Here is a 25,141-nt window from a genome sequence, read left to right as displayed (position 1 = left end):
TGAAGCCTACGATGCCGATTCATGTCATTGTTGAAGGTAAGAACGACCGCAGCAAGCTCCGAAGGCTGCTTGATCCTGAAATATCCATACTATGCACCTTTGGTACGCTCAACAGCGAGAAGCTGGAGACGCTTCGCAAGCGTGTCCAGGATGATGAAGTCTATCTGTTCATGGACAATGATAGCTCAGGCAAACGAATAAGGGCCATGCTGCGCGACACCTTTCCCGATGCAGAACAAATATACACAAGAAAAGGCTACGCGGGCGTCGAAGGTACACCTGATGAGTATCTAGTTGCGCAGCTGGAGAAGGCCGGTCTTGAAGCTTTTATCATTTATCCGGAGGTGTTCTAGCAGAACGAAGTGCTACTCGTTTACCAGTGTCCTAACATCTCTTGCGATGACATCCGGAGCTGAGGCTTCCATATCCGATGCGTTATACACCTTCCGAAGATTATTGTCCTTATCTACAAGACCAATATAATTGGCATGGACGAAGTTATCCGCCTTGTCTCCTTCAATAATAATCTTGAAAGAGTCTCTCGCCAGCTGCTTCGTCTCTTCCGCATCCCCTCTCAAGAAGTACCAGCCTGAATAATCTGCCTTGAAACGATCAGCGAACTCTTTGATCTTCTCTCTCGTGTCCACCTCTGGATCAAAGGAGATGGATACAAAGGAAGCATCTCTGCCGAAAGTGCCGTCTTCCTTCAATAATTCCTGCACTTGAGACATCGAGAACGTCGTTACCGGACATACGTCTGGACAGCTTGTAAAATAGAAATAAAACAGCCTTACCTTCCCCTCCGTATCCGATAGTGAAACGGTGCTTCCATCTACATTTTCCATACTAAAGTCAGTTACTTCCCCTGCTACCGGAAACGCTTCTTCCCCTAGATCAAGAGCATTATAAATGAGATAACCAGCCATCGCTGCTGCAATCAGCAGCAATATCCAGGTCCATATGTATTTTCTGAACAGCGCCATGATATCCCCTCTCCCCTTCTTACATTATCCCCAAAGTATGTAACAAATTTAAAATCGGATCTAGAAAAGGAGGATCCTTTCAACTGTACGCCTGACAGGGACTCCTGTATGTTCATTGATTGAATTCTTCATTGAAAGTGTAATTACTGTTCATACCGGGCTTAGAGATAAATCTAATAGCGCACGGTATCCAGGATCATTAAAATAAAACTAATGGTTAAATAATTGATGGAGAAGAAAAACATCTTTTTGGCCCAGGCATCGGTGTCTCTGGCCCTGAAGCCCTGAAAGCCGAGGAACAGCCATATTAATGACAGCAGTAAGGATACGCCCATAAAAATGATGCCTGTGTATCCGTAGACATACATTAATATGGGTACGGGAACCAGAAGGATCAAATAAGGAATCATTTGAATTTTGGTACGATGGATTCCCTTTACTACCGGAAGCAGCGGATAACCGGCATTCTTGTAATCATCCAAACGGCGAATGGCGAGTGACCAGAAATGTGGCGGCTGCCACAAAAACAGCAAAGCACCGAGCAGGATCGCTCCCATATCCAGTGTCCCGGTCACAGCAACATATCCGATGACAGGAGGTACCGCTCCGGAGAAGCCTCCCATGGAAGTACTCCATGTTGAGGAGCGCTTAAGCCATAACGTATACACAATAACGTATACAAACATTCCAAATATGCCAAGTACTCCTGCCAGCCAGCCGGAGAAAGCAAACAATAGGGCAAGTCCAACAATGCCCAGTATGAATGCATAAGTGAGCACTAGCTGTGGGCTAAGCTTTCCCGTAGGAAGTGCGCGATCCCTTGTACGTTCCATTTTTTTATCCAATTCACGATCAAAGTAGTTATTGAACACACAGGCTGAAGCCATAACGAGAACCGTTCCGAGCAAGGTTATTATCATTTTGAGGTAATTTATGTCCCATTGAGAAGCAAGCCAATATCCGCCAAAAGCGGCGATAAGATTGCTCCGGAGGATGCCGGGTTTAGCCAATGTAACGAAGTCTCTCCAGGTGACAGACTCTTGCGGCGGTGTTTGCCGAGATGAGAGCGCTGCCGCATCGGAGGAGGCTCGATATCGATTACTCACGCTTCTATAATCCTCCTTGCTTTGCGTCGTGTGGAGGGAGTAATTATTGCCTCCGCACTAAATTTTAACATAACAAAATAAGAAAGTCTTTGACATCAAACTTGAAAATATGAATAGGATATGACAAATTCATCTATATTTAGGGCTGATCTCAATTCATGGAATACAGGATGTGCGAATAGGGCATCTACTAATTGAACAGATCATTATCAGGAAAATAAGTATTACTGCTATCATTTATATCAAAAACAAAGGAGAATATCTTAGATGGATACCGCTACACATTTTGTTATGGGCATAGGACTTGCCGGACTCAGCTACGTCGATCCGGTAGTTGCGGCTAATCCTGAACTAGCCTTCGCCGTCATGATCGGAACCGTCGTCGGTTCACAAGCACCTGATATCGACACAGCGCTTCGTATGAAAAACAATGCTACTTATATACGTAACCATCGTGGCATTACTCACTCGCTTCCGTTTCTTGCGATATGGACTGTACTGATTACTGCCGTCATTGCTCTTCTATTCAGGGACGTTCCCATCGGGCATCTCGGTCTCTGGACCGGTATCGCCGTATGCATCCATGTATTCACAGATGTGTTCAACACCTACGGCACACAAGCTCTGCGGCCGATTACGGAGAAGTGGATCTCATGGAATATCATTCACATCTTCGATCCGGTTTTATTCGGCACCCATATCGCAGCTATCCTGCTATGGGCCTTCGGTGTATTTCACCCTGCTGGAATTTTTACCGTGCTGTATATATTTTTAGCGTTTTATTACGTTTGGCGCACATGGGTTCACTTCGCCAGAACAGCTCATGTCAGACGGATGGACCCTGCTTCTAAAGCCAGCGACAAATATTATGTCATTCCGACAATCCATTTGAACCGCTGGCATGTCGTTAAAGCCCATGAAGATGGAAGCTACGAGATCGGCAAGCTGGACGGAAATGAGCTTACCTGGAAAAAGCATGCCGTATCTTCAAACCATCCGGCGGTTGCTAAATCCAAAGAACATCCCGACATCCAAGCATTTCTCTACTTCACATCCTTTGCAGTCGCAGAGGTAGAAGAGCTGAGCTTCGGATACTTTGTCCGCTGGGGTGATGTTAGATACCGGCATCGCAAGCAATATCCTTTTGTCGCCTGTGTTGTCATGGATAAGAACTACGAGCCGATCAGCACCTACGTCGGCTGGCTTAGTGAAGATAAGATGGAGAAGAAGCTCTCCATCAGCTCGAATATATAGTACGATCTACTTGAAACGGCCCATCAAGGCCGTTTTTTGTTCTTGACGGAAAGCGGTTTATTCAGGCAAAATCAGCACAAAGGGATTAACGCACAAAAAGCCTAAATCGGCTTTATGCCGCTCTAGGCTTATGACTTCGAATTATATACTGTCTAAGTTACATGCCGCTGCGGCCAGACAGTTGTTGTTCAGCTAATTGCACAAGACGTTTTGTGATGTATCCACCGAGTGAACCTGTTTCACGGGAAGTGTAGTTACCGTAGTAGCCGTCAGCTGGAATAGTTACACCCAATTCTTGAGCCGCTTCCATTTTAAGCTGTTGAAGAGCTGCCGTTGCTTGTGGTACTACCAGATTGTTAGAACGAGATGCCATAATGTGTAATCTCCTTTCGCTTCTCATGCTGTTAATATGTGCTGTGCAAGCTTGCAAGATTATTATGTCTCTTACTATTTGAAGCTATTCTCTTTTTCAAAAAAACATTTACCTGGAGGTATTTTACAAAATGATGAGTAAAGGTCTGTCCGCTTGGTTTGCGATCTCTTCGATGCTTCTGCTTATGGCAACTGCCGTAGCCCTTAGCTATTCCTTGTGGTATGCTCTGCTATTCGCTGTCTTGTCCGTAGCCAATATCGGCTGGGGCTTTGTTATAAAGGCCAAAAAAAGAAGAGCTTGATCAAGATCAAGCTCTTCTTTGCTCTTTTATCTTAAAGTACGAATCCCATTCTTTTTTTGACTTCATCAAGCGTATTGGAGGCTTCTTCGCGAGCACGTTCAGCAGACGTATTCAGAATGTTCATCAGCTCATCAGATTCCCGAATTTCCCGGAATCTCTCTTGCATCGGTTCGATAACGGACAGGACTACTTCGGCCAATTCTTTCTTGAAGCCGCCGTACATTTGTCCTTCAAACCTTTTCTCTACATCCTGCAAAGAGAGGCCTGAGCATTCGCTGTAAATGCTCATTAAGTTGCTGACTTCCGGTTTGTTCTCAGGATCAAACCGGACAATACTATCGGAGTCCGTTGTCGCACGGCTGATTTTCTTGCGAATTTCTGCCGGTGTATCCAAGAGGGAAATATAACTGCCTGGGTTCGGATTGCTTTTGCTCATCTTCTTAGAAGCATCATCCAGTGACATGATGCGCGCTCCTACTTTTGGTGTGTAGACCTCAGGAATGGTGAAAAATTCACCGTAACGATGATTAAAGCGCTGTGCCAGATCTCTTGTCAGTTCAAGATGCTGCTTCTGATCCTCCCCTACAGGAACCAGATCCGCATTGTACAGCAAGATATCTGCAGCCATAAGTGACGGATATACAAACAGCCCTGCGCCAACGGATTCTTTACCTTGAGACTTATCCTTGAATTGTGTCATACGCTCAAGCTCACCCATTGCGGTCAGCGTGGTTAACATCCATCCAAGCTCCGCATGCTGTGGTACATGGGATTGAAGAAACACATTCGCTTTCTTCGGGTCTATGCCTGCTGCAAGGTAGAGAGCCGCAACATCCTTCGATTGCTCCCGCAATGCCGCAGGGTCTTGGGCAACCGTAATTGCATGCAGGTCAACGACTACAAAATGGCAACGATATTCGTCCTGCAATTTCACAAAATTTTTCATTGCGCCGATGTAGTTGCCTAGTGTCAATTTGCCGCTGGGTTGAATACCAGAAAAAACAGTTTTCATTTTTTTGTCCTCCTAAACAAATCCTAATATGATTCACGAGAAATACAAAAAAGCCCCACATCCCGTAGAAGGGACGTGAGACCGTGGTGCCACCCTAATTCACTGAAATTCATCAGCCTTTCATTTTCCTTAACGCGGAAATCTTCGTCCGGCATACTGAAGAAGAATATACCTTCTCGTTGTGCCTGGGAGCTCTGAGGTCCATTCAGACAAAGCATGCAACACCGATTCGCATCCACCACCGGCTTTCTGTACTTGCTAATGCTAAGCTTACTTATCCCCATCAACGCTTTAAATTGTATTATTCGCCGCTCGTCATATTACATTTGAGCTTTGCTATATCATAAGCATCTATTGCTCTAATTGTCAAACGTAAATATTACATTTACCAAAGATTACATTATTTTCATTGGGAAATGACAGATCCTTCTTCACAGCCAGACTCGATTATCTGATATGATAGTCTTAAGTTTGTTCTTTGTGGTTATCATAGCATTATGATTTTTGTGGGAAAAGGAGTAAATAAGATGAAACAAGTGACCAAAGGACTTTGGAACGGCTACGATACATATACCTTGAACAGCCGTGATCTTGAAGTCACCCTGCTGCCCCGCCTCGGTAACAATATTATATCCATCTATGATCGAGCTCAGAATCGAGAAGTTGTTCGAAGACCGGATGAACAGGATCTCGCTTTCTATCTTCAGAAACCTTACCATTTTGGCGTTCCGATGCTGATTCCTCCAGGGCGTATCTGCCGAGGTCACTTTGAGTATGCGGGCCAGGAATACCAATTCGCTCAAAACTCCAACAATTCCAATCATATTCATGGATTACACCGCACACAGGCGTGGTGCGTCAGTGATATTGAAGAAGACGAAGAAGGATGCATCGTCACGACTGAATTCAGGACTCAGGAAGATGAATTATGGATGAAGCATTTTCCTGTTCCGCTCAAGCTTGAGATGACATTTCGTTTACAGGGGTCACTCCTGACACAGCAGCTTCGTGTAACTCATCTTGGCAGTCATGCTGTTCCCTTTGGAATGGGGTACCATACCTGGCTCCTGCTTGATGGTGAACCGGAACGATGGAATATTAGTTTACCTGTTACTGGCATTTACACATTGAATGAAGAACAGCTGCCAACAGGTGAATTAGCCAGTTTAGATGAACAAGCTGATCTTCCTGAAGGAATCAATCTTTCTGGTCAAAATCTTGACACGATATACAGATCAAATATGGAGCAGGATACTGCTGTTCTGCGGCGAAATGACGGGTATACTATCAAGTATACGGCGAACAAGGACTCCTTTAAGCATTGGGTGTTGTTTACAAAAGGCGAGGCCAGCGATTATCTATGTATTGAGCCTTATACCTGGCTTCCAGACGCCCCTAATCTTAACAAAGATAATGAATTTACCGGCTTGATTCATATGGAGCCTGGAGAGTCAATCTTGCTTCATACAGCTATAGAAATAATACAGCCCTGAACACAAAGAATAGATTCATTTGAATATGAATCAGCAGCTGACACTGTCCTCAGCTGCTTTTTTGTTATGTAATTCTTAGATCCAAATTACTCTGTTGTCTGTTGTTGTGAGCCTCACATTTTTCCACTTGTTACCTTCCCCTTTTTTAAGTATATTTTGTCTCTTTGAAACCATACTAAACTCACAAAGCACAAAGGAGGTGACAACACATGGCAAATGGAAGATCTTCTAACAACCTTGTCGTTCCTCAAGCAACTGCAGCTCTTCAACAATTGAAGATGGAGGCTGCACAAGAGCTTGGTGTAACTATTCCACAAGATGGTTATTACGGTAACTATACTTCCCGTGAGACTGGTTCTCTTGGAGGTTACATCACGAAACGTCTTGTTCAATTGGCTGAGCAGCAATTGTCTGGTCGTCAATAATGATGCAATTTTCCTCATAAATCTAGCCTAACTGTTCTGTGAACGAACATTCACTCGTTTCGTATCAGAAGAGGCCTGCGGCAGATGACAAAGCGGTCTTCTATCCAGAGGGCCGCTTTGTTTCATTCTAACTCAAGCTCTATATATTCGTGCTGCCGACTCTCTTGCTATATTAACCAGAAGTCTTCTCTTGATATGTATTTCGCGGATAGCGAATCATCAGGCTTGCTAAATTGTAATTGGACTCAAGCGTGGCGTCCACTACAATCATTCCTTGTCGAACTCCAAAATCATAGGTGATTTCTCCATGTGTCCAGTGTCTCTTCAGCTTCAAGGTTTCTAAAGCCATCTGTCGAAAAGAAAGCCGCTGCATCTCCGTCAATCCGGTAGTGGCATGGATCTCGCTGTGCAACTGAACCGGATAATGCTTAATACCGAATTTACCAATAACATTATTCCGTATTTGCACAAATACAATTCCAGAGTCCATTCCTTTTAGCTCTTCATCAAGCTCCTTAAACACAATATCCAGCTGTCTAGGCAATGATAGTTGATCTAGTGAGACCATATGTCAACCTCCTTAGCATATTAGACCTATTTTATATAGGGCTTGTGACTCAGTATATGACAATATTTTCCTTAATACAACAAATCTATATTAAATTAGGAGTAATATACTAATTTTTGCGTTTATGTCAATTGAATCGGGTAGTATCCAGTCGAATATCTTCATTATTCGACACGTAAATTGTATTTTTCCATCAAAATAAGAAAAAAAGACCTCAACGCAAAACTGTCGAGGTCCTACTTATAGGTTATCACTAGAATTTCTTCACACTTAGATTACTCGATGCTGTGTCATACTCAAAAATTGTTCAATATCTGAAATACAGAGATCGGCTGCTCCTTGCCAGAAAGCAGGTTTAGTCACATCTGTACCCAGATGCTTCTCAGCAAGCTCCTCAACCGTCATGCGACCCGTATCACGAAGCAATGCATCGTACTTCTCTGCAAAATCACTGCCTTCTTTTTGCGCTTGTGCGTAAATCCCCATACTGAACATATATCCAAAAGTATATGGGAAGTTATAAAATGGAACATCGGTAATATAGAAATGCAATTTTGATGCCCAAAAAGTAGGATGATACGTTCCGAGTGCGTCACAATACGCTTCGCGCTGAGCTTCCTCCATCAGTTCGGACAACTCGCTGCTGCTAAGAAGTCCTTCCTTACGTTTTTCGTAGAAGCGAGTTTCGAACAAGAAACGGGCATGGATGTTCATGAAGAAAGCAATTGAATTCTGTATCTTCTCTTCAAGCAATGCAATTTGAGCCTCTTCATCCTTCGCCTCTTTGATCAATGCATCGGATACGATGAGCTCCGCAAAGGTTGAAGCCGTCTCTGCAACGTTCATGGCATAATTTTGATTCAACATTTCCATATCATCCATCACATGCTGATGGTATCCGTGCCCCAGCTCATGTGCCAGTGTGGACACATTGGAGGCTGTTCCTGCATACGTCATAAAAATACGAGTTTCCTTACTCACAGGAAGGCCTGTACAGAACCCGCCTGGCCGCTTGCCTGGACGATCTTCTGCCTCAATCCACTGATGATCAAAGGCATGCTGAGCGAACTCTGCCATTCTTGGGCTGAATTTGCGGAACTGATTCACGATGTTCACTGCAGCATCATCATACGATATCTTCTCAGAGGCGGAAGTTATCGGAGCATCAACATCTGCCCATGACAGCTGCTCGACTCCTAAGAGCTGTGCCTTACGCTCCAGAAACTTTACGAGTGTCGGTTTGGCCCGTGTAATCACATTCCACATCGCATCAAGCGTATCCTGGGACATGCGGTTAATGCTCAGAGGCTCTTTCAGAACAGAATCCCAGCCGCGTCTTTCATACAGCTTCAGACGGAATCCAGCCAGATGATTCAGCGTATCCGCACAGTAATCAGCGGCATCACTCCATGCCTTCTCCCAGTCTTGTAGAAGCTTCTCCCGTACATTCCGGTCTGGATCCTGCAATTTATTAGCCGCTTGGCCAGCGGATAGATATACGGTTTCTCCATTCACCTCAAATGGGACACGAACCTTGCTCACGATCGTATCATAGAATTCTCCCCAGCCATGGTAACCATCAACGGCAAGATCCAGTGCAAGATTCTCCAGCTCAGGAGACATCTTTTCTTTGGCTTTTAATCTGCTCTCATTTAATACAAATGAGATTGGCTTAATTTCAGGCCGTTCCATCCATGCGGACCACACTGCATCCGACGTTCTTTCAAAAAGGCTGTCAAACATCGTCTGAACAGCTGCGAGTCTTGCTGATAAGGCGGCGATTCTGCCGCTTAACTGTACAGCCTTCTTGTCATCCTGATTCTGGGCTCCAAGACAAGCTGTAAAAGAAGATCCTTCATACAACCTCGCTGCTGCATCTTGAAGCTGGTCAAGCAAAGAATCCAAAGCATATGTATCCTCTATAGCCTTCGGTACTTGATATTCATTAATTGCCTTGTCCAGTACAGCGACATCCTGTTCCAGCTGCTTCAAGTATTCTGCAAATGATGCTGAGGATGAACCGCCGCTAAAAACGGATTCCAAATCCCAGGTTTGCTTCAGTGTTGTACTCATTTTTCTCCACCTCAATCTCAAAAATTATAATAAAATACACAAAACATGTTTGAAGTACGCTTATTCAAGGTGTATAACTAATACTATATCAGAATTTAGCCAAGCCCACTTTGATTAAATTGTTTATTACCGGAGGAAACTTAATGAGACCTTTACAAATATCTGCGGATACCGCAGTCACACTGTCCAAGAAGTTAGGAATTCCCATTGAGCAGCTGATGCATATGCCACAGCACATTCTTATGCAAAAGCTGGCCGAGCTTTCCAAGGAGGACATCAAGCAAGAGCAGAATCAAGCCGAGTCTCCTGACGACAACGAGAAGGATTCCACTTCATGATTCCATTTGAGAACACCTGGCCTTATGATATCGTGATGGGGGATATTTATGTCCAGTACTGTCCTTTCTGTGATCAAGAAAATGTGCTGCTGCCGCTGAAGCCTAAAGAACTGATTCGCATTCGCGAAGGCAAAAAGAGACTGCTCGTATTTCCATGCTGCAACAACCGGGTCACACTGCTCGATAATGACCAGGATTATTTTCTGGCAGATCAGCGGCTACGTAAATAAAATAGTGCAAAAAAAAAACGCCGAATGGCGTTTTTTTGTTTTCTGTTTATTCTGACGGGGTATTAATGAAATGATAAGCCGGACCTGAGAGACGTTTCAGCGTAAATTCTCTTACAGAATCGGGCAAATCCTGCTCCTGCAGAGCTGCTGCCATACAGGATAGCCAAGCCTGAGCCCGTTCCTCCGTGACAGGGAAAGGTAGGTGCCTTGCCCTCATCATAGGATGACCAAAGGCGTCCGAATAAAGGGAGGGTCCTCCAAAGAATTGACTTAGGAACATATATTGTTTATCCATAACAGGCTGGATATCTTCAGGGAATAGAGGGGCCAACAGTTCATTCTGTTGAACCTTGGGATAAAATGCTTCCACCAATGCCCGAACTCCCTTGTCTCCGCCCAGATTTTCATATAGCGTTTTGTTAGGATCCATTACTACTGCGCCTTCTTTCTATAATCAACTTGAAGCTATTTTATCATGTCGCTCAGCATAACTAAATACAATACCTAATTTACATGGCTCTACAGACAAAAAAAGACAAGAGCCTCTCTATCTATAGGTCTCTTGTCTTATAAATATTACATCTCAAGTAACGCTTAGCAGCGTTGTTTGACGCATCCAGCCATTTAATAACTGCGCCAATCTTCTTCACCCGGATGGGTGTGAGCTTCACGCATCACATACACGATAGCGCAGACGAGTATACCGGCTATAATTCCCATCATGACATCACTCCATCCTCAAAAATTTGAATATCCGACATTTGAAAAAAGGACTTTAGTCTTATTTTTTATATTAAATATATATTATCATAGAATACTTTAAATTACAGCTGATTTGGAAACGCTTACTTTATTTTTTTGTCCTGTTTGTCCAAAAAAGATCATATATTAACTAGACTCAGTTGATGAGAAATGTAAGTTACGGGAGGAACTACTGCTCATGAAACGTCTAGTTATTCCGCTAAGCATAGTATTTGGCCTTCTCATTATATGCATATTCATGATGGTTTATCCGGCAGCGGTGTGGAATGCGGGAGTGCGCGGTCTGTCCATCTGGTGGGATGTTCTCTTTCCTTCTTTATTCCCGTTCTTTGTCATATCTGAGCTGCTGCTCGGTCTTGGCATCGTCCATTTTACAGGCACACTCCTTCATCCACTTATGAGACCTGTATTTCGTATACCTGGCACAGGCGGCTTTGTTGCTGCGATCAGCTATGCTTCAGGTTATCCAATTGGAGCCAAATTGACGGCCAAGCTGTGGGAGAAGAAACAAATTACCCGTGATGAGGGCGAGCGTCTGGTCGCCTTTACGACAACATCCGATCCCATCTTCCTGATCGGGGCCGTATCCGTCGGTTTTTTTCAGCTCCCTGCCGTTGCGGTTATGCTTGCTATCGCTCATTATGGAGCAGGACTGATCGTGGGCCTGCTTATGCGATTTCACGGAAAAAAAGATTCTACTGCTGAGTCAGATCAGCCTGTTGATAAGCCCAATCGTCTCCGAGGTGCGCTTGAAGCCATGCACAAGGCACGTATTGAGGACGGTAGAACCATGGGGGAATTGCTTAGGCAGGCTATACAGTCATCTCTTCAGCTTATTACCGTCGTCGGGGGCCTTGTTGTCTTTTTTTGCGTTATATTGGAAGTCTTCACCCAAGCAGGACTGATGACCGGCATGTATCATACAGTGGAGCTGATGCTTAAGACTCTCGGGCTGCCGCCGGAGATTTCCCAATCCCTAGTAGGAGGGCTATTTGAAGTTACACTCGGTGCTCGTTATGCCGGAACGCTTGCAGAAATTCCGTTAATGTATAAAGTGGCTGCTGCTGCTTGTGTTTTATCTTGGGGAGGACTTTCAGTCCACGCCCAGGTCGTCAGTATCCTTAACCCCACTCCATTACGATATGCGCCTTTCTTAATAGCACGACTTGTCCATGCATTGCTATCGGGAATGATTGTATTTCTGTGCTGGGACTTGGTCATGTTTGATCAGAATACATCCATCATGCTGTGGCCTAATAAATTTGATTCGTTATCATTTCCATCGGCCATCTTCCAAGCTGTACCTTATCAAATAGCACTCACCTTAGTGATCATCTCCTTTTTATTCATGCTGACCTTGATCCGTATCCTCATCCAGCATCTCAGTTCCAGATTCAGGTAATGTCTAGAACTTTACGTATATTGATTGTTTTCTCTCCTGAAATTGGATATCATCGAGTTATACTGATGACAAAGGAGCTTTCATCTTGAGATATTATGTTCAGGACAGAGGAGACTCTTTATCCATTGAATTAGCTGGGCAGTTTCATAAGCTGGCCAAGGAGCATGGATTTGTTCTCGATGCCAAATCACCGGAGATTGTGATATCGATCGGTGGAGATGGAACCATGCTGCAAGCATTTCACACCTTCACAGACCGGATTCCCGATATCGCATTCGTCGGAGTTCATACCGGCCATCTGGGCTTTTACGCAGATTGGAAGGCAGACGAGCTCGAAGATCTGATACAGCTTATGGCTGAAGGGAATAAGGATACTGCCCATTCCCCTCGTATCGTTGAGTATCCGTTAATTGAACTGGAGATTCGTCGCAAATCTGGTGTCAGTTCCATGATCGCCCTTAATGAATTCACGTTAAAAGGTGTAGATGGCACCGTGGTTGCCCAGGTCGATATTAACGATGTCACGTTTGAAATGTTCCGCGGTGACGGAATTTGTGTATCCACTCCTTCTGGAAGCACGGCGTACAACAAAGCGCTCGGCGGCGCTATGGTTCATCCCACCATTGAAGCGATGCAGATTGCAGAGATTGCATCCATTAATAATCGGGTCTACCGGACATTAGGTTCGCCGGTTGTTTTACCGAAGCACCATCATTGCGATATCTTCTCTCGCAAATCTCAACGACTGCTGCTGACCATTGACCATGTAAACCTGACAGTAGATGATCTGATATCTGTAAAATGCCAGGTTTCCACCCAGAAGGTCAGCTTTGCCAGATATCGCCCGTATCCTTTCTGGGATCGGGTGCGAACTGCATTTTTGGACTAAAATAAAAAGCAGCTCCTTATGAGGAGCTGCTTTTTATTTTGTCCATCTTCTCTTTATCCTTGGATTCTTTGGAATCTTTGGGTTCCTTTGGTTCCTTAGGTTCCTTAGGCTCCATAGGCTCCTTTGGTTCCTTAGGCTCCATAGGCTCCTTGGACTCCTTTGGTTCCTTAGGCTCCATAGGCTCCTTGGACTCCTTAGCTTCCTTCGCAGTCTTGGATTCCTTATGCTCCTTGCTGCTGTTATCTTTGTGTTCTTTGTTCTCTTTAGGTTCCTTATGTTTCTGTAGCACAAAATAAGCACATCCAAAGTTGCAGTACTCGTTAATATAATCAACCATTCCCGCTATCGATGTATCCTTGCTCGCTTTTGGATGGTTATCGCGGTAGAAGCCTTTGAGTCGGAGTTGATTGTAGCCCCAATCCCCAATGATGTAATCATAGCGTTCCAGGACTTCACTATACCGGTCACGAAAGGCTTCCGGATTCCAACCATTTCGATAGTCCTGTAATACTTCGTAAGTTTTGCCGCTAATCTGAATCAAAACCGTCTTCCTTCCTTTCTATCCAAACCGCCCATGAAGTTCAGGCCTGCTCTTATCATACTACATTATTAGCATTCGCGGCAGACTTAACTTGTTCATGTGCATGGTAAGAACTTCTGACCATTGGCCCTGATTCAACATGGCTGAAGCCACGAGCAAGGCCTTCATCTTTGAGCTTAGAAAATTCTTCAGGTGTTACATATCTTTCAACAAACAAATGCTTATCCGAAGGCTGCAAATACTGACCGATCGTCATAATATCACAGTCTACGCTTCTCAAATCATCCATGGTTTGCAGTATTTCTTCCCAAGTCTCCCCCAAGCCCAGCATAATACTAGATTTCGTTGGAATATGGGGCTGCATTTTTTTGGCACGCTCAAGCAGCATGAGTGAACGCTTATATTTGGCTTTTGCCCGCACTTTGTCAGACAAACGCTCGACAGTTTCCATGTTGTGATTAAGGATGTCGGGCTTCGCGTCCATCACAATCTTTAAAGCCTCTTCGTTTCCAAGAAAATCCGGAATTAGTACCTCTACACTGCAAAAAGGCAGTTTTCTGCGAATGGCATGAATGGTCTCTGCGAAGATGGAAGCTCCTCCGTCTCGAAGATCATCTCTGGCCACACTTGTGACGACACAATGCTTAAGATTCATTTGCTCTGCTGCTTCTGCAACTCGCTCAGGCTCTTTCAAATCCAGCTCTGTAGGCAGCCCAGTATTAACAGCACAGAATCGGCAGGCTCTTGTACATATGTCACCCAGTATCATAAAAGTTGCTGTTCGGTTAGCCCAGCATTCATAAATATTCGGACAACGTGCTTCTTCACAAACCGTGTGCAGCGTCTTTGAACGCATCATATCTTTGATTTCTTGATAGTTATCTCCCGTAGTCAGCTTGATCTTGATCCATTCGGGTTTCGGTTCTTTTATTTTATTCGCCAAAAGAGACCCTTCTTTCTATATCAAGTTAGAATTTTCGCACGGAACACATTATAACATGGTTTTATGGAAATAAGCTCCAAATCAAAATATTTGTGGATCTTGGACTCCAGCTTTTTTATGTAAAAGACGGATAAAAACGATGCTGATGTGTGAACCTAAATACAACGAAAATATGAAGAAAGGAGGATTGGCTTTTTTGATACGGATTCAGAAGAAAAAATGGTTGAACCTCGGCGTAACGCTGATTTTATCTGCTGCTCTCTTTGCTTCATCAATACCGGAAGCCTATGCAAAAAGTGAGGATAATAAGCCTGTTGCTAAGGAAGAGATTTATAAGGAACGCAAAATTCTGTATGACCAGATCAGTGCTGTCAGCGGTGTTCCATGGTATTACTTGGCCGCCATTGATCAATATGAACGTACGATGACAAAGGTACATCCGAAGGACCGCGCCCATGAAGAGCGGTTGACCGGGGTGTTTTTTGAACCTCAGCTCTGGTCCGGTATCTTAAATCCAGATTCTACAGATAGGAATCCATTATCCATTGAGGTATTCGGCGGATATGGGTTAGATGGCACTGGTGACAATATTGCCGATCCTAACAATGATTATGATGTCCTCTACAGTATGGCGAGAATCACATCTAAATACGGTTTATCTTCAGATGATTTAGGCATTGCCTTGTGGCAGTATTATCAAAATTCCAGATCCGTACAGCGTATCCAGCAATTCGCAAAGATTTATAAGCATTTTGATACATTGGATCTTGCTCAGCATGCTTTTCCTTTACCCCTAAGCAACTCCTACTCCTATCGCAGCACCTGGGGAATGAGCCGAAGCTGGGGCGGTCGACGAATCCATGAAGGAACAGACCTGTTTGCCCCTCACGGATATCCTGTTCGAAGCACATGCTATGGGGTTATTGAGATCAAAGGGTGGAATCCCTTTGGAGGATGGCGGGTAGGAATAAGAGACCTGGATAACCATTATCATTATTACGCGCACCTCTCCGGTTTTGATAAATCTGTTCATGTTGGCAGCCTTGTGACTCCAGGACAAAACATCGGATGGGTGGGCAGCTCAGGTTATGGCAAGCCGGGTACCCAAGGGAAATTCCCCCCTCATCTGCACTATGGTATTTACCGTGACAGCGGCTTAACTGAATGGTCCTTTGACCCTTATCCGCTATTGAGACAATGGGAGAATGACGAGTATCGAGCACGTAAAGCCAAGAAAAATAGCAAAAAATAAAGGACTCGCAGAATCAAGAGTATGTATGACAACTCCTGTTCTGCGAGTTCTTCCTTTGTCATTGAATTCACTCGCATTACTGCGAGTTCTTTCCTTGTCATTGAATTCACTCGCATTACTGCAAGTTCTTTCTTTGTCATTGAATTCACTCGCATTACTGCAAGTTCTTTCTTTGTCATTGAATTCACTCGCATTACTGCAAGTTCTTTCCTTGTCATTGAATTCACTCGCATTACTGCAAGTTCTTTCTTTGTCATTGAACTCACTCGTTACCTGTCGGAAGGGATAAGTCAGGCTCCTCCATGTACAGCTCGCTCTCTTCCTCTCCACTAGGAACAGTCGTGCCCGCATCTGGAGTGGTTACTCCTGTATTAGGAACTGTTCCGCCTGGCAATGACGGTATAGCAATACTTGGCGCACTCGCCCCATTCTCTCCAACCGGATTTCCATTGCCGTCATAATAATACATTGGCACATCCCCTACAACAAGCAAATAAGAAATCGGAATTTCCGTATCAACCACTTCCGGCTCCATATCCAGCGGGACGACAACAGCAATCTCTGCCACAATATGAATGTATACCTCAACCAAAATCATATTAATGCCGGCATTTTGCTGCCTTGTATTGAGGTCAACCTTAACTGCGCCTTGCGGCTCAATTCGTATTGGCACCTTTGGCCCGAAGGAAGACAGCAATGGGCTGCCCAGCGCCTGCCCTACGGGGACATGATCCTCGATCGTCTCCATTTCCTGCAGAGTGGTCTGAACGACAGATAACGCGCTTGATGTGATCCGCATATGTTCGTTATAGTTCAGCATAAAGCCACTGATTTCCCCTTCTGCATCTGTCTTCCAGTCAATCAACTCGTTGGAAGGACCGGCTGCAGAAATTTGACTCGTAATTGCTTTGTTAATCGCCTCCGTCCCAAGCTGCTTCACCCTGATTTTTGCCAAATGCATAATAGGAGGCTTCAAGTTCCGCTCCACATAAGTAATGGACTGGATGGTCACGATGATCATTACCAACAATACAATCAAAATCCACTTTTTACGCTGACCCCCGGTTTTTTGACGCTGTGTACGCCATTTTGCTCGTTTGAATGCCATGCTTCGCATTCCTCCCTTAAGAGAGGTGTGTCCATTTATCCTTATGCAGACCGTCTCCAAAAAAGAAGATCAAGCTGTAAGTCTGGTCGAAAAACAAAAGAGAAGGAATCTCGCCCAACAGCGAAACTCCTTCTCATGATTGAATTCAAAGTATTTGTGGTAGATCAGAAGTAAGTACAGTCTTATTTCTTCTCTACAGCATGTCCACCAAATTCGTTACGAAGTGCAGCAACGACCTTACCTGTAAACGTATCGTTCTCAAGGGAACGGTAACGCATCAGGAGGGATAGAGCAATAACCGGGGTAGCTGCCTGCAGATCAAATGCCGTTTCTACCGTCCATTTACCTTCACCAGAAGAGTGCATAACCCCGCGGATCTCATCAAGGTTCGCATCTTTGGAGAACGCACGCTCCGTAAGCTCCATCAGCCAAGAACGAATAACCGATCCATTGTTCCATACACGTGCTACTTTTTCGTAGTCAAAATCATAGTCACTCTTCTCCAGCACTTCAAAGCCTTCCCCGATGGAAGCCATCATACCGTACTCGATGCCATTGTGAACCATTTTCAGGAAGTGTCCGCTTCCTGCTTTGCCAGCATACAGATAGCCGTTCTCTACAGATGTATCTTTGAACAGAGGCTCAACGATGTTCCATGCTTCTTCGTCTCCGCCGATCATGTAACAAGCGCCGTTTCTTGCGCCTTCCATACCGCCAGATGTACCTACGTCCATGAAATGAACGCCATGCGGTTTAAGCTGCTCATAGCGGGCAATGGATTCTTTGTAATGAGAGTTACCTGCTTCGATCACGATGTCGCCTTTGTCCAGCAGAGGAGTAAGGTCAGCAATAACACCATCAACGACAGCATGAGGAACCATGATCCAGAGAATGCGCGGCGATTCCAGCTGATCAATGACTTCCTTGTAAGAAGCAGCACCTGCTGCACCATAACCTTTCATTTCTTCAACTGCACCTGCATTCAAGTCGTAAGCTACGACCTCATGCTGATGATCAATCAAGTTTTTCCCCAGGTTTAATCCCATTTTTCCTAATCCAATAAGTCCTACCTTCATGTATGTTGCCTCCTAGATCTTCTCTGTTTTTTGAAAGAACAAACGCCCGTAGACGAGTCCCTTAGGTTCAGCCGCATAGTCAGAAGCGGCCTGTTGTTGGATTTGACGGAGCATGCCGTTCGGATGAACCATCTGCAATCCAACAACCAATCTATGTCATCGACTGTATTAATCAGCCGGATAACGTTTTAGAACAGATATTAATGCCAGCGATTTCCGTCCTGTGCAAGCAGTTCATCCGCTGCTTCCGGACCTTCTGATCCCGCTGCATAATAGTGAAGTGGAACTTCATCCGCTGCAAAAGCTTTGAGGATAGGCTCAACCCATCTCCAAGACAGCTCGACTTCATCCCAATGCGCGAAGAATGTTGCATCTTTGCGAAGCGCATCAAAAATAAGGTTCTCATAAGCTTCAGGCACATTGTCATACGAGGAATTGAAGCTCAGCTCCATCGGCTCAATCGTATCGTGATGCATTGGGCTCTTGGAATTAAGCGTCAGGCGCATGCCTTCCTTCGGTCCAATATCAATGGTAAGCAGGTTAGCAGATACCGCTTCGTCTTCAGACATTCCTGTATTTAGCGGCTGCTTGAATTCAACCACGATACGGGTCGATTTTTCGCTCATACGTTTACCTGTACGAATATAGAAAGGAACCCCTGTCCAGAATGGATCATCCAGGAACAAGCGTGCGGCAAAGTACGTATCGTTCTTGGAGGTCCCTTCAATACCAGGCTCTTCCAGGTAGCCAACCACCGGTTTGCCTTGCAGATCACCTGCTTGATATTGTGCTCTTACAATATACTGGTCAAGCGCTTCTACCTCCAACGGAATTAAGGACTGTGCCGTATTTCTCTTCTTCGCACGAACCTCATCTGGAGAAGATTTCTTCGGCAGGTGAAGTGAGATCATCATGAGCAGCTGCAGCATATGATTTTGGAACATATCTCTTACTGCTCCGGTATGGTCATAGTATTCAGCCCGCTCTTCGACACCAACCGTTTCACTCGCTGTAATTTGCACATTGGAAATATAATGATTTCCCCATAGTGCATGCATGACAGGATTCGTTGCACTCAGCACCTCAAGATTTTGAACCATCGGTTTACCGAGGAAATGGTCAATCCGATAAATCTCTTCCTCAGCAAAAGTACTGTTCAGCTTCTCATTCAGTTGTATTGCGGATTCGAGGTCATGCCCAAACGGTTTCTCAATAATGAGTCGTTTCCATCCGCTGCCTGAACCGAGTCCGCTCTCCTTTATATTTTCGGCAATCGGCTCAAAAAATTCTGGAGCAACAGACAAATAGAACATCCGATTCTGCGGAATGCCAAGCTCCTGCTCACGTTTTTCAACCACTTCAAGCAGTTTCTTATAATCTTCAAGCTTGGTATTGTTAAGCGATGTATAACGAAAAGCGCCTAGAAAATCACGTACCTTAGCCGCGTCCTCTGGAGAACGGCGAGAGAATGTATGAAGCGAAGCTTCAACTCTTGCCTGGAAATCTACATCGGATACATCTCTTCTTCCTAGACCAATAACAGAAAATGATGATGGCATCTTTTGATCAACATACAGGTTGTATAGTGCTGGGTAAATTTTTCTCTTGGCTAAGTCGCCAGTAGCCCCGAACAGGACAAAAGTCATTGAATCCATTCTGAAATGCCTCCCGTGTTTCTACTCTATATTGTGCGCTAGTTATCTTGTGAAAATTACGAATGTTTATGAGTAAAATTTATTAAAAGTATGACCCACATTATTCCTTCTCATATAACATCAATAAAAGAACGATAATTTGCACTCCCATAATCAACACCACCACAAGTATCCTTTACAAAAAATACAAGTTCCGTTCGATGTTGGTTATTATTTGTAACCAAATAAATTAACGTGATTATCATACACCTAGCTAACACCTTTCGTCAACAAAAAATGTCGAATCTGTGAACAACAAAATTATTCTGTTATGATAGCGCTTTCCATGGTATTCTATAAATAATTCTAATAACTGTTTATTCACAATATGGAATTACTCCATGTACAAAAGAAGTTACTTTTAATAATCAAGTGAATAAGGGGGCCTTGAAAATGGATGAACAATCGACGACAAATCATATGCAGATGTGTGAGAAGGTCTCGCGTTCGTATCAAATTATTGGTCGGAAATGGGTTGCGCCTATTGTTCACACCTTAATGGAGGAACCCAAGCGTTTTAGTGAAATACACGCCGTTATCCCCGATCTAAGCAAACGCGTCCTGAACGAACGAATGAAAGAACTTGAGGAGGAAGGTATTGTCATTCGAAACGTCATTGCCGACAGACCTGTCCGTACCGAATATTCACTTACCCGCAAAGGGACAGAACTTGCCCGCGCCTTAAGCTCCATAGGATTATGGGCCAGGAAGTGGCTCTAGACTCGGCTTATCTTAGGAAATAATACACAAAGAACCCCCGTATGCTCTTACGGGGGTTCATTAATATTCATACTGTCGTGCTTACGTTTAGTATATCTCTTCCATCTATTTATCTCGTTCAAGAAGATCATCATAAGTTAGACCGCGTATAGACTCCTCTGAATATTCCTGTACAGGATAGTATCCTTCTGCCTGCCACTGTTTTAGGACCTTTGGGCTAACGATCGTATTAGGTGGTAATTTTAGTTTATCAGTTTGCAGCACTTTTTTTGCCTCAATTATATTTTCAACTCGTTCTATACCAACCCCTTCAATAGACCCCGTCATATAATCCTTATACACTTTATATTCCCGATAGAATAAACTGATTTTCGGATTGTTCGGATCGTCATTCACAAGATACTCCTCGGTCAAAATCCGGTATTCTGTACCTGCAATGGGCTCATAAGGTCCATCCAATATAAGCGTCTCCAGCAACAGCCTGATATTCTCTGCATCTGTACCATATGTTATTATTTCTGACGAATGCACCTGCAGATACACTGTATCTGGAGAAATCGACTCATATAGTATTCTGACTTTCTCAGTCCCTGGCAGCTGAATCTTTATCTGCACACTTGGCACAAGTTCAAGCTGACTTACCTGCTGGAGTGTATCCGGTTTTATACCGTTATACCATTCCAAAATCTCAGTTGCTTGCCATTCATCAAGCTCCACTAGTTTATCTAAGTCTTCAAAAGACACAGTGTCCCTGTTATATTCGATATATTCCAATTTAACTCGATTGGTCAAGAACTGAGCTCGAGGCAGTTCGGGCTTCGATTGGACTGTAAATTCCTGCTGACTGCTACCCTGATCAGCTTCTCCGCCCCCATCTTTCGTCTGCTCTTGCTGCTCCTTATTGAGAATATGAATCTGCTCCGCGGATGCTGCCTCCTCTGGCTCATTCTCCTTGTCAGCATGGTCTGAACAAGAGGTACTAAGGAGGATACAAGCGATAACACATCCGGCGATCACTTTACGCATAACCTATGATCTTCCTTTCGAGCTAAGATTTTGTTGATGCAGGTCTTATTGAGAAGAGGATTTCTCGTTTCAATTAAAGTAATCAACGCGTCCAACTGATATTTTGTTATAGGTTATTTAATCGAAAATAAAAAAGCACCCTTCCATGGATAAATTTGCGCAATCCATTGGAAGCAGTGCTGTTTAACAATATCCAATTATATTAGGAGAACCAGCCTTTTATAATTTCGATTAGTCCTACAAAAAAGTCCTTAATGGCTGCCAGAATACCTTGGCCCTGCTCTGACTCTATAAAATCAGTAAACTGCTGCTTGGCTTGCTCCAGCTGATCACCTACCGCATTCCAGTTAACATTCGCATCCTTCATGTTCATAAATAGATCCACTAAGCCGGTCAGCTGAGCTTCGGGAATAGTAATGTTTAGATTATTTGCTATATTAATAATCAGCGTTTGCATTTCTTCTCTCGTCTCTGGCTGATTCTGCGCAAGCTCCTCTTTGATGTTCGTCATCAGCGTCGTCGTTTCTTCCGCACCGATGGAATCGGATAATTGGGCGGTCTTTACGATCTCCTCGTTAGCAACCTGCTTCTGCTCCTCCGGGATTTCGGTATCTGTCGTTGTTTCGTATGCTTTGATAATCCCTGTCAGCGCAGCTGTACCCGATACATCAAATGGCGCCGTGATGCTAACATGGGCATCCTTAACCCCAGCTGTAATCATGGCGTTGAGATACATATCGTTGGTAACCCAATTAATGTGATTCGAAGTCGCTGACACGCCGCTTCCCGGCTTACCGATTACGATTTTAGCCGAGCTGAGCGCCTTGCTTCCGATTTGCGCCTTGGACATGTGACTGCCCAGATATTTATGTTCTTCTTCATTTGTCACCTGAATCGTCATCGTATCTGCAGGGGCATCCAGATCAGCAAGCACTTGTTCTTTCTGTGCCGTGGTCAAATCCTCCCCCAAAATAACAATGACATCTCCTTCTACAGCATCCGCAGAAGCAGCGGGAGCAATACACATACTTAGTAAAATAAGTGCAGGTATTAATAGAATTGCCATCAGTTTGCGCAATTTCATCATCATGTACTCTCCTCATACAATTCTAATTTTTTATATCGCTTTATATTCCATATTATGGATTACCCAATTTTAAGCTTGCACCTCTCAATAAGGCACTTAACCTCCCATTAAATTTATTTGCGAGCATTATACCATGTTTCTAAACCTCAATTTTTAACAGAAAATTAATATTTTCTTAACCTGAATCAATTTCATAATACCTTTAGCTGCTTAAATCAAGAGTATATATAGATCAAAATGATTTAATTTGTCTATACATAGGTTCGAATACACGTTTTTAATGAGTTATGAAATTGATTCACCTTAAAGCAATTTTATAAGCTTCTTAGAACGGCAACAGCCCGCTCAAGTATGGTTTTATCTCTTAGAATCATAAATTTGCTCGAATACTCACGACAATTCCTGAATGATCGATCCATTGCTTTGAGAGCTTCATCCATTGTCATCCAGATTACCGTCAAACCAAGCTGCTTCTCTTTGGCTGTCAGCTTCACCGTGTTCTCCTCCACTGATTTTGCAATGAAGCAGTAGGATAGCTGCAGGAACTGATTTTTAGTCTTATGCTCCTCAATGCGGCCCAGCTGATGTGTAATTTTTGCTCGATAGCCTGTCTCTTCTTCTACTTCACGTAAAAAAGCTTCTTCCGGCGTCTCTGTCCCTTCGATTCCCCCGCCAGGCAGCTTGTATAACTTCCGTTTTGTCATATGCATCATCGCAATATTGAAATTTTCATCAACGAGCACCCCTCTAGCCCCAAATCGGGACACTGAGTGCAGAAGCTCTGAACGTTCACCCAATATGTCATAATCCGTAATCCGGCTTATTAAGTTCATATGTAATCACCCAATCACTATGCAATCTATAATTATTCCAGTCGTTCGGCAATCTTTCGCACCGCTTCGCATAAATCAAATGGCAACGTCCCTTTGTTATCCAAAGGTCTCGCTGCCATCTCGATGTCTTTTGTCATATTTAATTCACCTATACGCAGTTCAAGCGGAGTAATGCCGCTGTCTCATCGCTTCAAACATGAGTATTGTAGCAGCCATCGCCGCATTCAGTGATTCAGCCTGCCCTGGACTTGGAATAATAATGGCATCGTCCACAAGACGGCTTACCTCCTCGGAGACCCCACTGCCTTCATTACCGATCACGAGCCATTTTGCTCCTCTAAAATCATAATCATAGCAGGAGTTCTCCGCAGCAAGCGACGTACTGACGAGTGTAACTCCTTCCGTTTTGGCTTTTGGAAGCACTTCGGCCAGATCTGCTTCAACAACAGGCAAATGAAAAAAGGATCCCATCGTGGAGCGTATCGTTTTGGGATTATATACATCGGCGCTCCCACGGCCTACAATCACGCCGTCTGCCCCGGCTGCATCTGCACTGCGGATAATTGTACCAACATTGCCTGGGTCCTGAAGCCGATCCAGTACGATAATCAAGCTGTCCTTCTTGTCTAAGAACTCATTTAGCCCGGCTGCATCTTTTCTAACAATCGCAAACACCGGCTGCGGTGTCACGGTATCGGTGCACTTTTCAATGACGGCAGTAGATACAGGAACCCACTCCGCATGCCCTTGTGAATCAGCAAAGCCTGTTAGCTCTCCCGGTATTCCTTTATCCATATCATAAGCAATGCATTCGATATCAGCATCATAATTTAACGCCTCTTGAACCAAATGAATTCCTTCAATGATGTATTTGTTGTGCCGGGTTCGATACTTTTTGTCGAGCAGCTGCGCCCATTCCTTCACTCTCGGATTATGTACCGAAACGATTTCCATTTGACTTCAATCCTTCTCTATCTCGAATAGGCAAGCTCTAGCTTGGTTAAATCATCCTTGTGCCCCACAATAATAAGCACATCCTCGGGTTGTAATTCATAGTCAGCATCCGGTGAAATATTCATTTCAGTGCCTTTGCGAATCGCAATTACGTTACAGCCATAACGGGCACGAATGTTGAGCTGTACTAAATTTTTTCCAATAATATTTGACGAAGCTTTCATTTCCAGAATACTATACTCCTCTGACAGCTCAATATAATCCAAAATGTTAGGCGATGCCAGATGATGTGCGACCCGCATTCCCATATCCCGTTCCGGATAAACCACTTTATCCGCACCAATCTTGGATAACACCTTGCCATGGAGCTCGGATTTGGCCTTCACGATCAAATACTGAATTCCCATATCCTTCAAGATCAGCGTCGTTAATATACTCGCCTGGATATCTTCACCTATCGCAACGACCACCACATCGAAGTTTCGAATGCCTAGCGCTCTGAGCGCTTCCTCATCCGTACAATCTGCGGACACGGCATGTGTCACTACGTTTGATATGTCCTGAATTCTGTGCTCATCCCGATCAATTGCCAGAACGTCAAAACCCATTTCGCTAAGTGCATAAGCTACACTCGATCCAAAGCGGCCCATGCCGATCACGGCATATTGTTTTTTGGCCATAATATGGTACCTCCATAT

The 25,141-nt window shown here is 44.2% G+C and carries 29 protein-coding genes and 1 other annotated feature; of the genes, 11 read left to right on the top strand and 18 right to left on the bottom strand.

Annotated elements, in window-relative coordinates; translation table 11 throughout:
• The first annotated feature begins 11 nt into the window (after positions 1-11).
• Positions 12-353 carry a toprim domain-containing protein gene (locus ACFQ3J_RS22055; protein ID WP_091161195.1) on the top strand — a complete coding sequence of 114 codons (342 nt, stop codon included), beginning with the start codon at positions 12-14 and terminating at the stop codon, positions 351-353.
• 12 nt (positions 354-365) lie between these two features.
• Here the strand turns inward: ACFQ3J_RS22055 and ACFQ3J_RS22050 are convergent, their stop codons facing one another.
• Positions 366-983, bottom strand: coding sequence for an SCO family protein (locus ACFQ3J_RS22050; RefSeq protein WP_091161196.1), 618 nt, complete (start codon positions 981-983; stop codon positions 366-368).
• Positions 984-1,156: 173 nt separating this feature from the next.
• Positions 1,157-2,089 (bottom strand): heme o synthase, encoded by a 933-nt coding sequence (gene cyoE / locus ACFQ3J_RS22045; protein WP_251584121.1) that lies wholly within the window; start codon positions 2,087-2,089, stop codon positions 1,157-1,159.
• A gap of 267 nt (positions 2,090-2,356) precedes the next feature.
• Here cyoE and ACFQ3J_RS22040 point away from each other — a divergent pair, with 267 nt between their 5' ends.
• Positions 2,357-3,343 (top strand): metal-dependent hydrolase, encoded by a 987-nt coding sequence (locus ACFQ3J_RS22040; protein WP_251584117.1) that lies wholly within the window; start codon positions 2,357-2,359, stop codon positions 3,341-3,343.
• Positions 3,344-3,500: 157 nt separating this feature from the next.
• Here ACFQ3J_RS22040 and ACFQ3J_RS22035 read toward each other — a convergent pair whose 3' ends face one another.
• Complete coding sequence (locus ACFQ3J_RS22035; RefSeq protein WP_076315001.1) at positions 3,501-3,716, bottom strand: alpha/beta-type small acid-soluble spore protein; 216 nt, start codon at positions 3,714-3,716, stop codon at positions 3,501-3,503.
• Between the two features lie 130 nt (positions 3,717-3,846).
• Here ACFQ3J_RS22035 and ACFQ3J_RS22030 point away from each other — a divergent pair, with 130 nt between their 5' ends.
• On the top strand, positions 3,847-4,017 hold the full coding sequence (locus tag ACFQ3J_RS22030) for a hypothetical protein (RefSeq protein WP_251584184.1): 171 nt from the start codon (positions 3,847-3,849) through the stop codon (positions 4,015-4,017).
• Between the two features lie 31 nt (positions 4,018-4,048).
• Here the strand turns inward: ACFQ3J_RS22030 and trpS are convergent, their stop codons facing one another.
• The gene (gene trpS / locus ACFQ3J_RS22025; RefSeq protein ID WP_091161201.1) at positions 4,049-5,029 is read right to left on the bottom strand and encodes a tryptophan--tRNA ligase; all 981 of its coding nucleotides are present in this window, start codon (positions 5,027-5,029) and stop codon (positions 4,049-4,051) included.
• A gap of 66 nt (positions 5,030-5,095) precedes the next feature.
• Positions 5,096-5,325 (bottom strand) — a binding site (T-box leader).
• 231 nt (positions 5,326-5,556) lie between these two features.
• Between trpS and ACFQ3J_RS22020 the strand changes: the two genes are divergently transcribed.
• Complete coding sequence (locus ACFQ3J_RS22020; protein ID WP_251584116.1) at positions 5,557-6,522, top strand: aldose 1-epimerase; 966 nt, start codon at positions 5,557-5,559, stop codon at positions 6,520-6,522.
• A gap of 209 nt (positions 6,523-6,731) precedes the next feature.
• A complete protein-coding gene (locus ACFQ3J_RS22015; RefSeq protein ID WP_091161205.1) occupies positions 6,732-6,947 on the top strand; it encodes an alpha/beta-type small acid-soluble spore protein in 216 nt (71 codons plus the stop codon).
• Between the two features lie 172 nt (positions 6,948-7,119).
• Here the strand turns inward: ACFQ3J_RS22015 and ACFQ3J_RS22010 are convergent, their stop codons facing one another.
• Together ACFQ3J_RS22010 and ACFQ3J_RS22005 are read right to left on the bottom strand one after the other, a co-directional pair.
• Positions 7,120-7,515 carry an O-methyltransferase gene (locus tag ACFQ3J_RS22010; RefSeq protein ID WP_091161206.1) on the bottom strand — a complete coding sequence of 132 codons (396 nt, stop codon included), beginning with the start codon at positions 7,513-7,515 and terminating at the stop codon, positions 7,120-7,122.
• 270 nt (positions 7,516-7,785) lie between these two features.
• On the bottom strand, positions 7,786-9,588 hold the full coding sequence (locus ACFQ3J_RS22005; RefSeq protein WP_251584115.1) for a M3 family oligoendopeptidase: 1,803 nt from the start codon (positions 9,586-9,588) through the stop codon (positions 7,786-7,788).
• A 143-nt stretch (positions 9,589-9,731) separates the two neighbouring features.
• Between ACFQ3J_RS22005 and ACFQ3J_RS22000 the strand changes: the two genes are divergently transcribed.
• Both ACFQ3J_RS22000 and ACFQ3J_RS21995 read left to right on the top strand, forming a co-directional pair.
• Entirely contained in the window at positions 9,732-9,926 is a 195-nt protein-coding gene (locus ACFQ3J_RS22000) for a YycC family protein (protein ID WP_091161210.1), read from the top strand.
• Positions 9,923-10,156 carry a hypothetical protein gene (locus ACFQ3J_RS21995; RefSeq protein WP_091161211.1) on the top strand — a complete coding sequence of 78 codons (234 nt, stop codon included), beginning with the start codon at positions 9,923-9,925 and terminating at the stop codon, positions 10,154-10,156. Before ACFQ3J_RS22000 ends, ACFQ3J_RS21995 begins: the two co-directional genes overlap by 4 nt.
• A gap of 46 nt (positions 10,157-10,202) precedes the next feature.
• Here ACFQ3J_RS21995 and ACFQ3J_RS21990 read toward each other — a convergent pair whose 3' ends face one another.
• Positions 10,203-10,586 carry a globin domain-containing protein gene (locus ACFQ3J_RS21990; RefSeq protein WP_251584114.1) on the bottom strand — a complete coding sequence of 128 codons (384 nt, stop codon included), beginning with the start codon at positions 10,584-10,586 and terminating at the stop codon, positions 10,203-10,205.
• Positions 10,587-11,096: 510 nt separating this feature from the next.
• Here ACFQ3J_RS21990 and ylbJ point away from each other — a divergent pair.
• Together ylbJ and ACFQ3J_RS21980 are read left to right on the top strand one after the other, a co-directional pair.
• Complete coding sequence (gene ylbJ / locus ACFQ3J_RS21985; protein ID WP_251584113.1) at positions 11,097-12,320, top strand: sporulation integral membrane protein YlbJ; 1,224 nt, start codon at positions 11,097-11,099, stop codon at positions 12,318-12,320.
• Between the two features lie 85 nt (positions 12,321-12,405).
• Positions 12,406-13,209, top strand: coding sequence for an NAD kinase (locus ACFQ3J_RS21980; protein WP_091161217.1), 804 nt, complete (start codon positions 12,406-12,408; stop codon positions 13,207-13,209).
• Between the two features lie 16 nt (positions 13,210-13,225).
• Here ACFQ3J_RS21980 and ACFQ3J_RS21975 read toward each other — a convergent pair whose 3' ends face one another.
• Positions 13,226-13,750 carry a YutD family protein gene (locus ACFQ3J_RS21975; RefSeq protein ID WP_251584111.1) on the bottom strand — a complete coding sequence of 175 codons (525 nt, stop codon included), beginning with the start codon at positions 13,748-13,750 and terminating at the stop codon, positions 13,226-13,228.
• 55 nt (positions 13,751-13,805) lie between these two features.
• Positions 13,806-14,693, bottom strand: coding sequence for a lipoyl synthase (gene lipA, locus ACFQ3J_RS21970; protein ID WP_091161221.1), 888 nt, complete (start codon positions 14,691-14,693; stop codon positions 13,806-13,808).
• Between the two features lie 196 nt (positions 14,694-14,889).
• Here lipA and ACFQ3J_RS21965 point away from each other — a divergent pair, with 196 nt between their 5' ends.
• Positions 14,890-15,945 (top strand): M23 family metallopeptidase, encoded by a 1,056-nt coding sequence (locus ACFQ3J_RS21965; RefSeq protein ID WP_251584109.1) that lies wholly within the window; start codon positions 14,890-14,892, stop codon positions 15,943-15,945.
• A gap of 262 nt (positions 15,946-16,207) precedes the next feature.
• Here ACFQ3J_RS21965 and yunB read toward each other — a convergent pair whose 3' ends face one another.
• From yunB to zwf, 4 genes are all read right to left on the bottom strand, one after another.
• Entirely contained in the window at positions 16,208-17,053 is an 846-nt protein-coding gene (gene yunB, locus ACFQ3J_RS21960) for a sporulation protein YunB (protein WP_251584107.1), read from the bottom strand.
• A 182-nt stretch (positions 17,054-17,235) separates the two neighbouring features.
• Complete coding sequence (gnd, locus tag ACFQ3J_RS21955) at positions 17,236-18,129, bottom strand: phosphogluconate dehydrogenase (NAD(+)-dependent, decarboxylating) (protein ID WP_251584106.1); 894 nt, start codon at positions 18,127-18,129, stop codon at positions 17,236-17,238.
• A gap of 12 nt (positions 18,130-18,141) precedes the next feature.
• On the bottom strand, positions 18,142-18,279 hold the full coding sequence (locus ACFQ3J_RS21950) for a hypothetical protein (protein ID WP_170862581.1): 138 nt from the start codon (positions 18,277-18,279) through the stop codon (positions 18,142-18,144).
• Positions 18,280-18,329: 50 nt separating this feature from the next.
• Positions 18,330-19,784: a glucose-6-phosphate dehydrogenase gene (gene zwf, locus ACFQ3J_RS21945; protein ID WP_251584103.1), complete on the bottom strand. Its 1,455-nt coding sequence runs from the start codon at positions 19,782-19,784 to the stop codon at positions 18,330-18,332.
• Between the two features lie 432 nt (positions 19,785-20,216).
• On the opposite strand from zwf, the gene ACFQ3J_RS21940 reads away from it, so the two are divergent.
• Positions 20,217-20,543 (top strand): winged helix-turn-helix transcriptional regulator, encoded by a 327-nt coding sequence (locus ACFQ3J_RS21940; RefSeq protein WP_091161227.1) that lies wholly within the window; start codon positions 20,217-20,219, stop codon positions 20,541-20,543.
• A gap of 105 nt (positions 20,544-20,648) precedes the next feature.
• Here the strand turns inward: ACFQ3J_RS21940 and ACFQ3J_RS21935 are convergent, their stop codons facing one another.
• The 5 genes from ACFQ3J_RS21935 to ACFQ3J_RS21915 form a co-directional block, all read right to left on the bottom strand.
• On the bottom strand, positions 20,649-21,569 hold the full coding sequence (locus tag ACFQ3J_RS21935) for a hypothetical protein (RefSeq protein ID WP_251584101.1): 921 nt from the start codon (positions 21,567-21,569) through the stop codon (positions 20,649-20,651).
• A gap of 202 nt (positions 21,570-21,771) precedes the next feature.
• On the bottom strand, positions 21,772-22,659 hold the full coding sequence (locus ACFQ3J_RS21930; RefSeq protein ID WP_311287553.1) for a DUF1002 domain-containing protein: 888 nt from the start codon (positions 22,657-22,659) through the stop codon (positions 21,772-21,774).
• Between the two features lie 311 nt (positions 22,660-22,970).
• On the bottom strand, positions 22,971-23,489 hold the full coding sequence (locus tag ACFQ3J_RS21925; RefSeq protein WP_285850295.1) for an NUDIX hydrolase: 519 nt from the start codon (positions 23,487-23,489) through the stop codon (positions 22,971-22,973).
• A gap of 159 nt (positions 23,490-23,648) precedes the next feature.
• Complete coding sequence (locus ACFQ3J_RS21920; RefSeq protein ID WP_091161232.1) at positions 23,649-24,443, bottom strand: TrmH family RNA methyltransferase; 795 nt, start codon at positions 24,441-24,443, stop codon at positions 23,649-23,651.
• A gap of 17 nt (positions 24,444-24,460) precedes the next feature.
• Complete coding sequence (locus ACFQ3J_RS21915) at positions 24,461-25,123, bottom strand: potassium channel family protein (protein ID WP_091161233.1); 663 nt, start codon at positions 25,121-25,123, stop codon at positions 24,461-24,463.
• Between the last annotated feature and the right edge of the window lie 18 nt (positions 25,124-25,141).

The organism is Paenibacillus provencensis (assembly GCF_042678545.1).
In the GTDB taxonomy this organism is placed as follows: domain Bacteria; phylum Bacillota; class Bacilli; order Paenibacillales; family Paenibacillaceae; genus Paenibacillus; species Paenibacillus provencensis.
The sequence above is the reverse complement of the archived record's forward strand: the minus strand, read 5'-3'. Positions and strand labels throughout refer to the sequence as shown.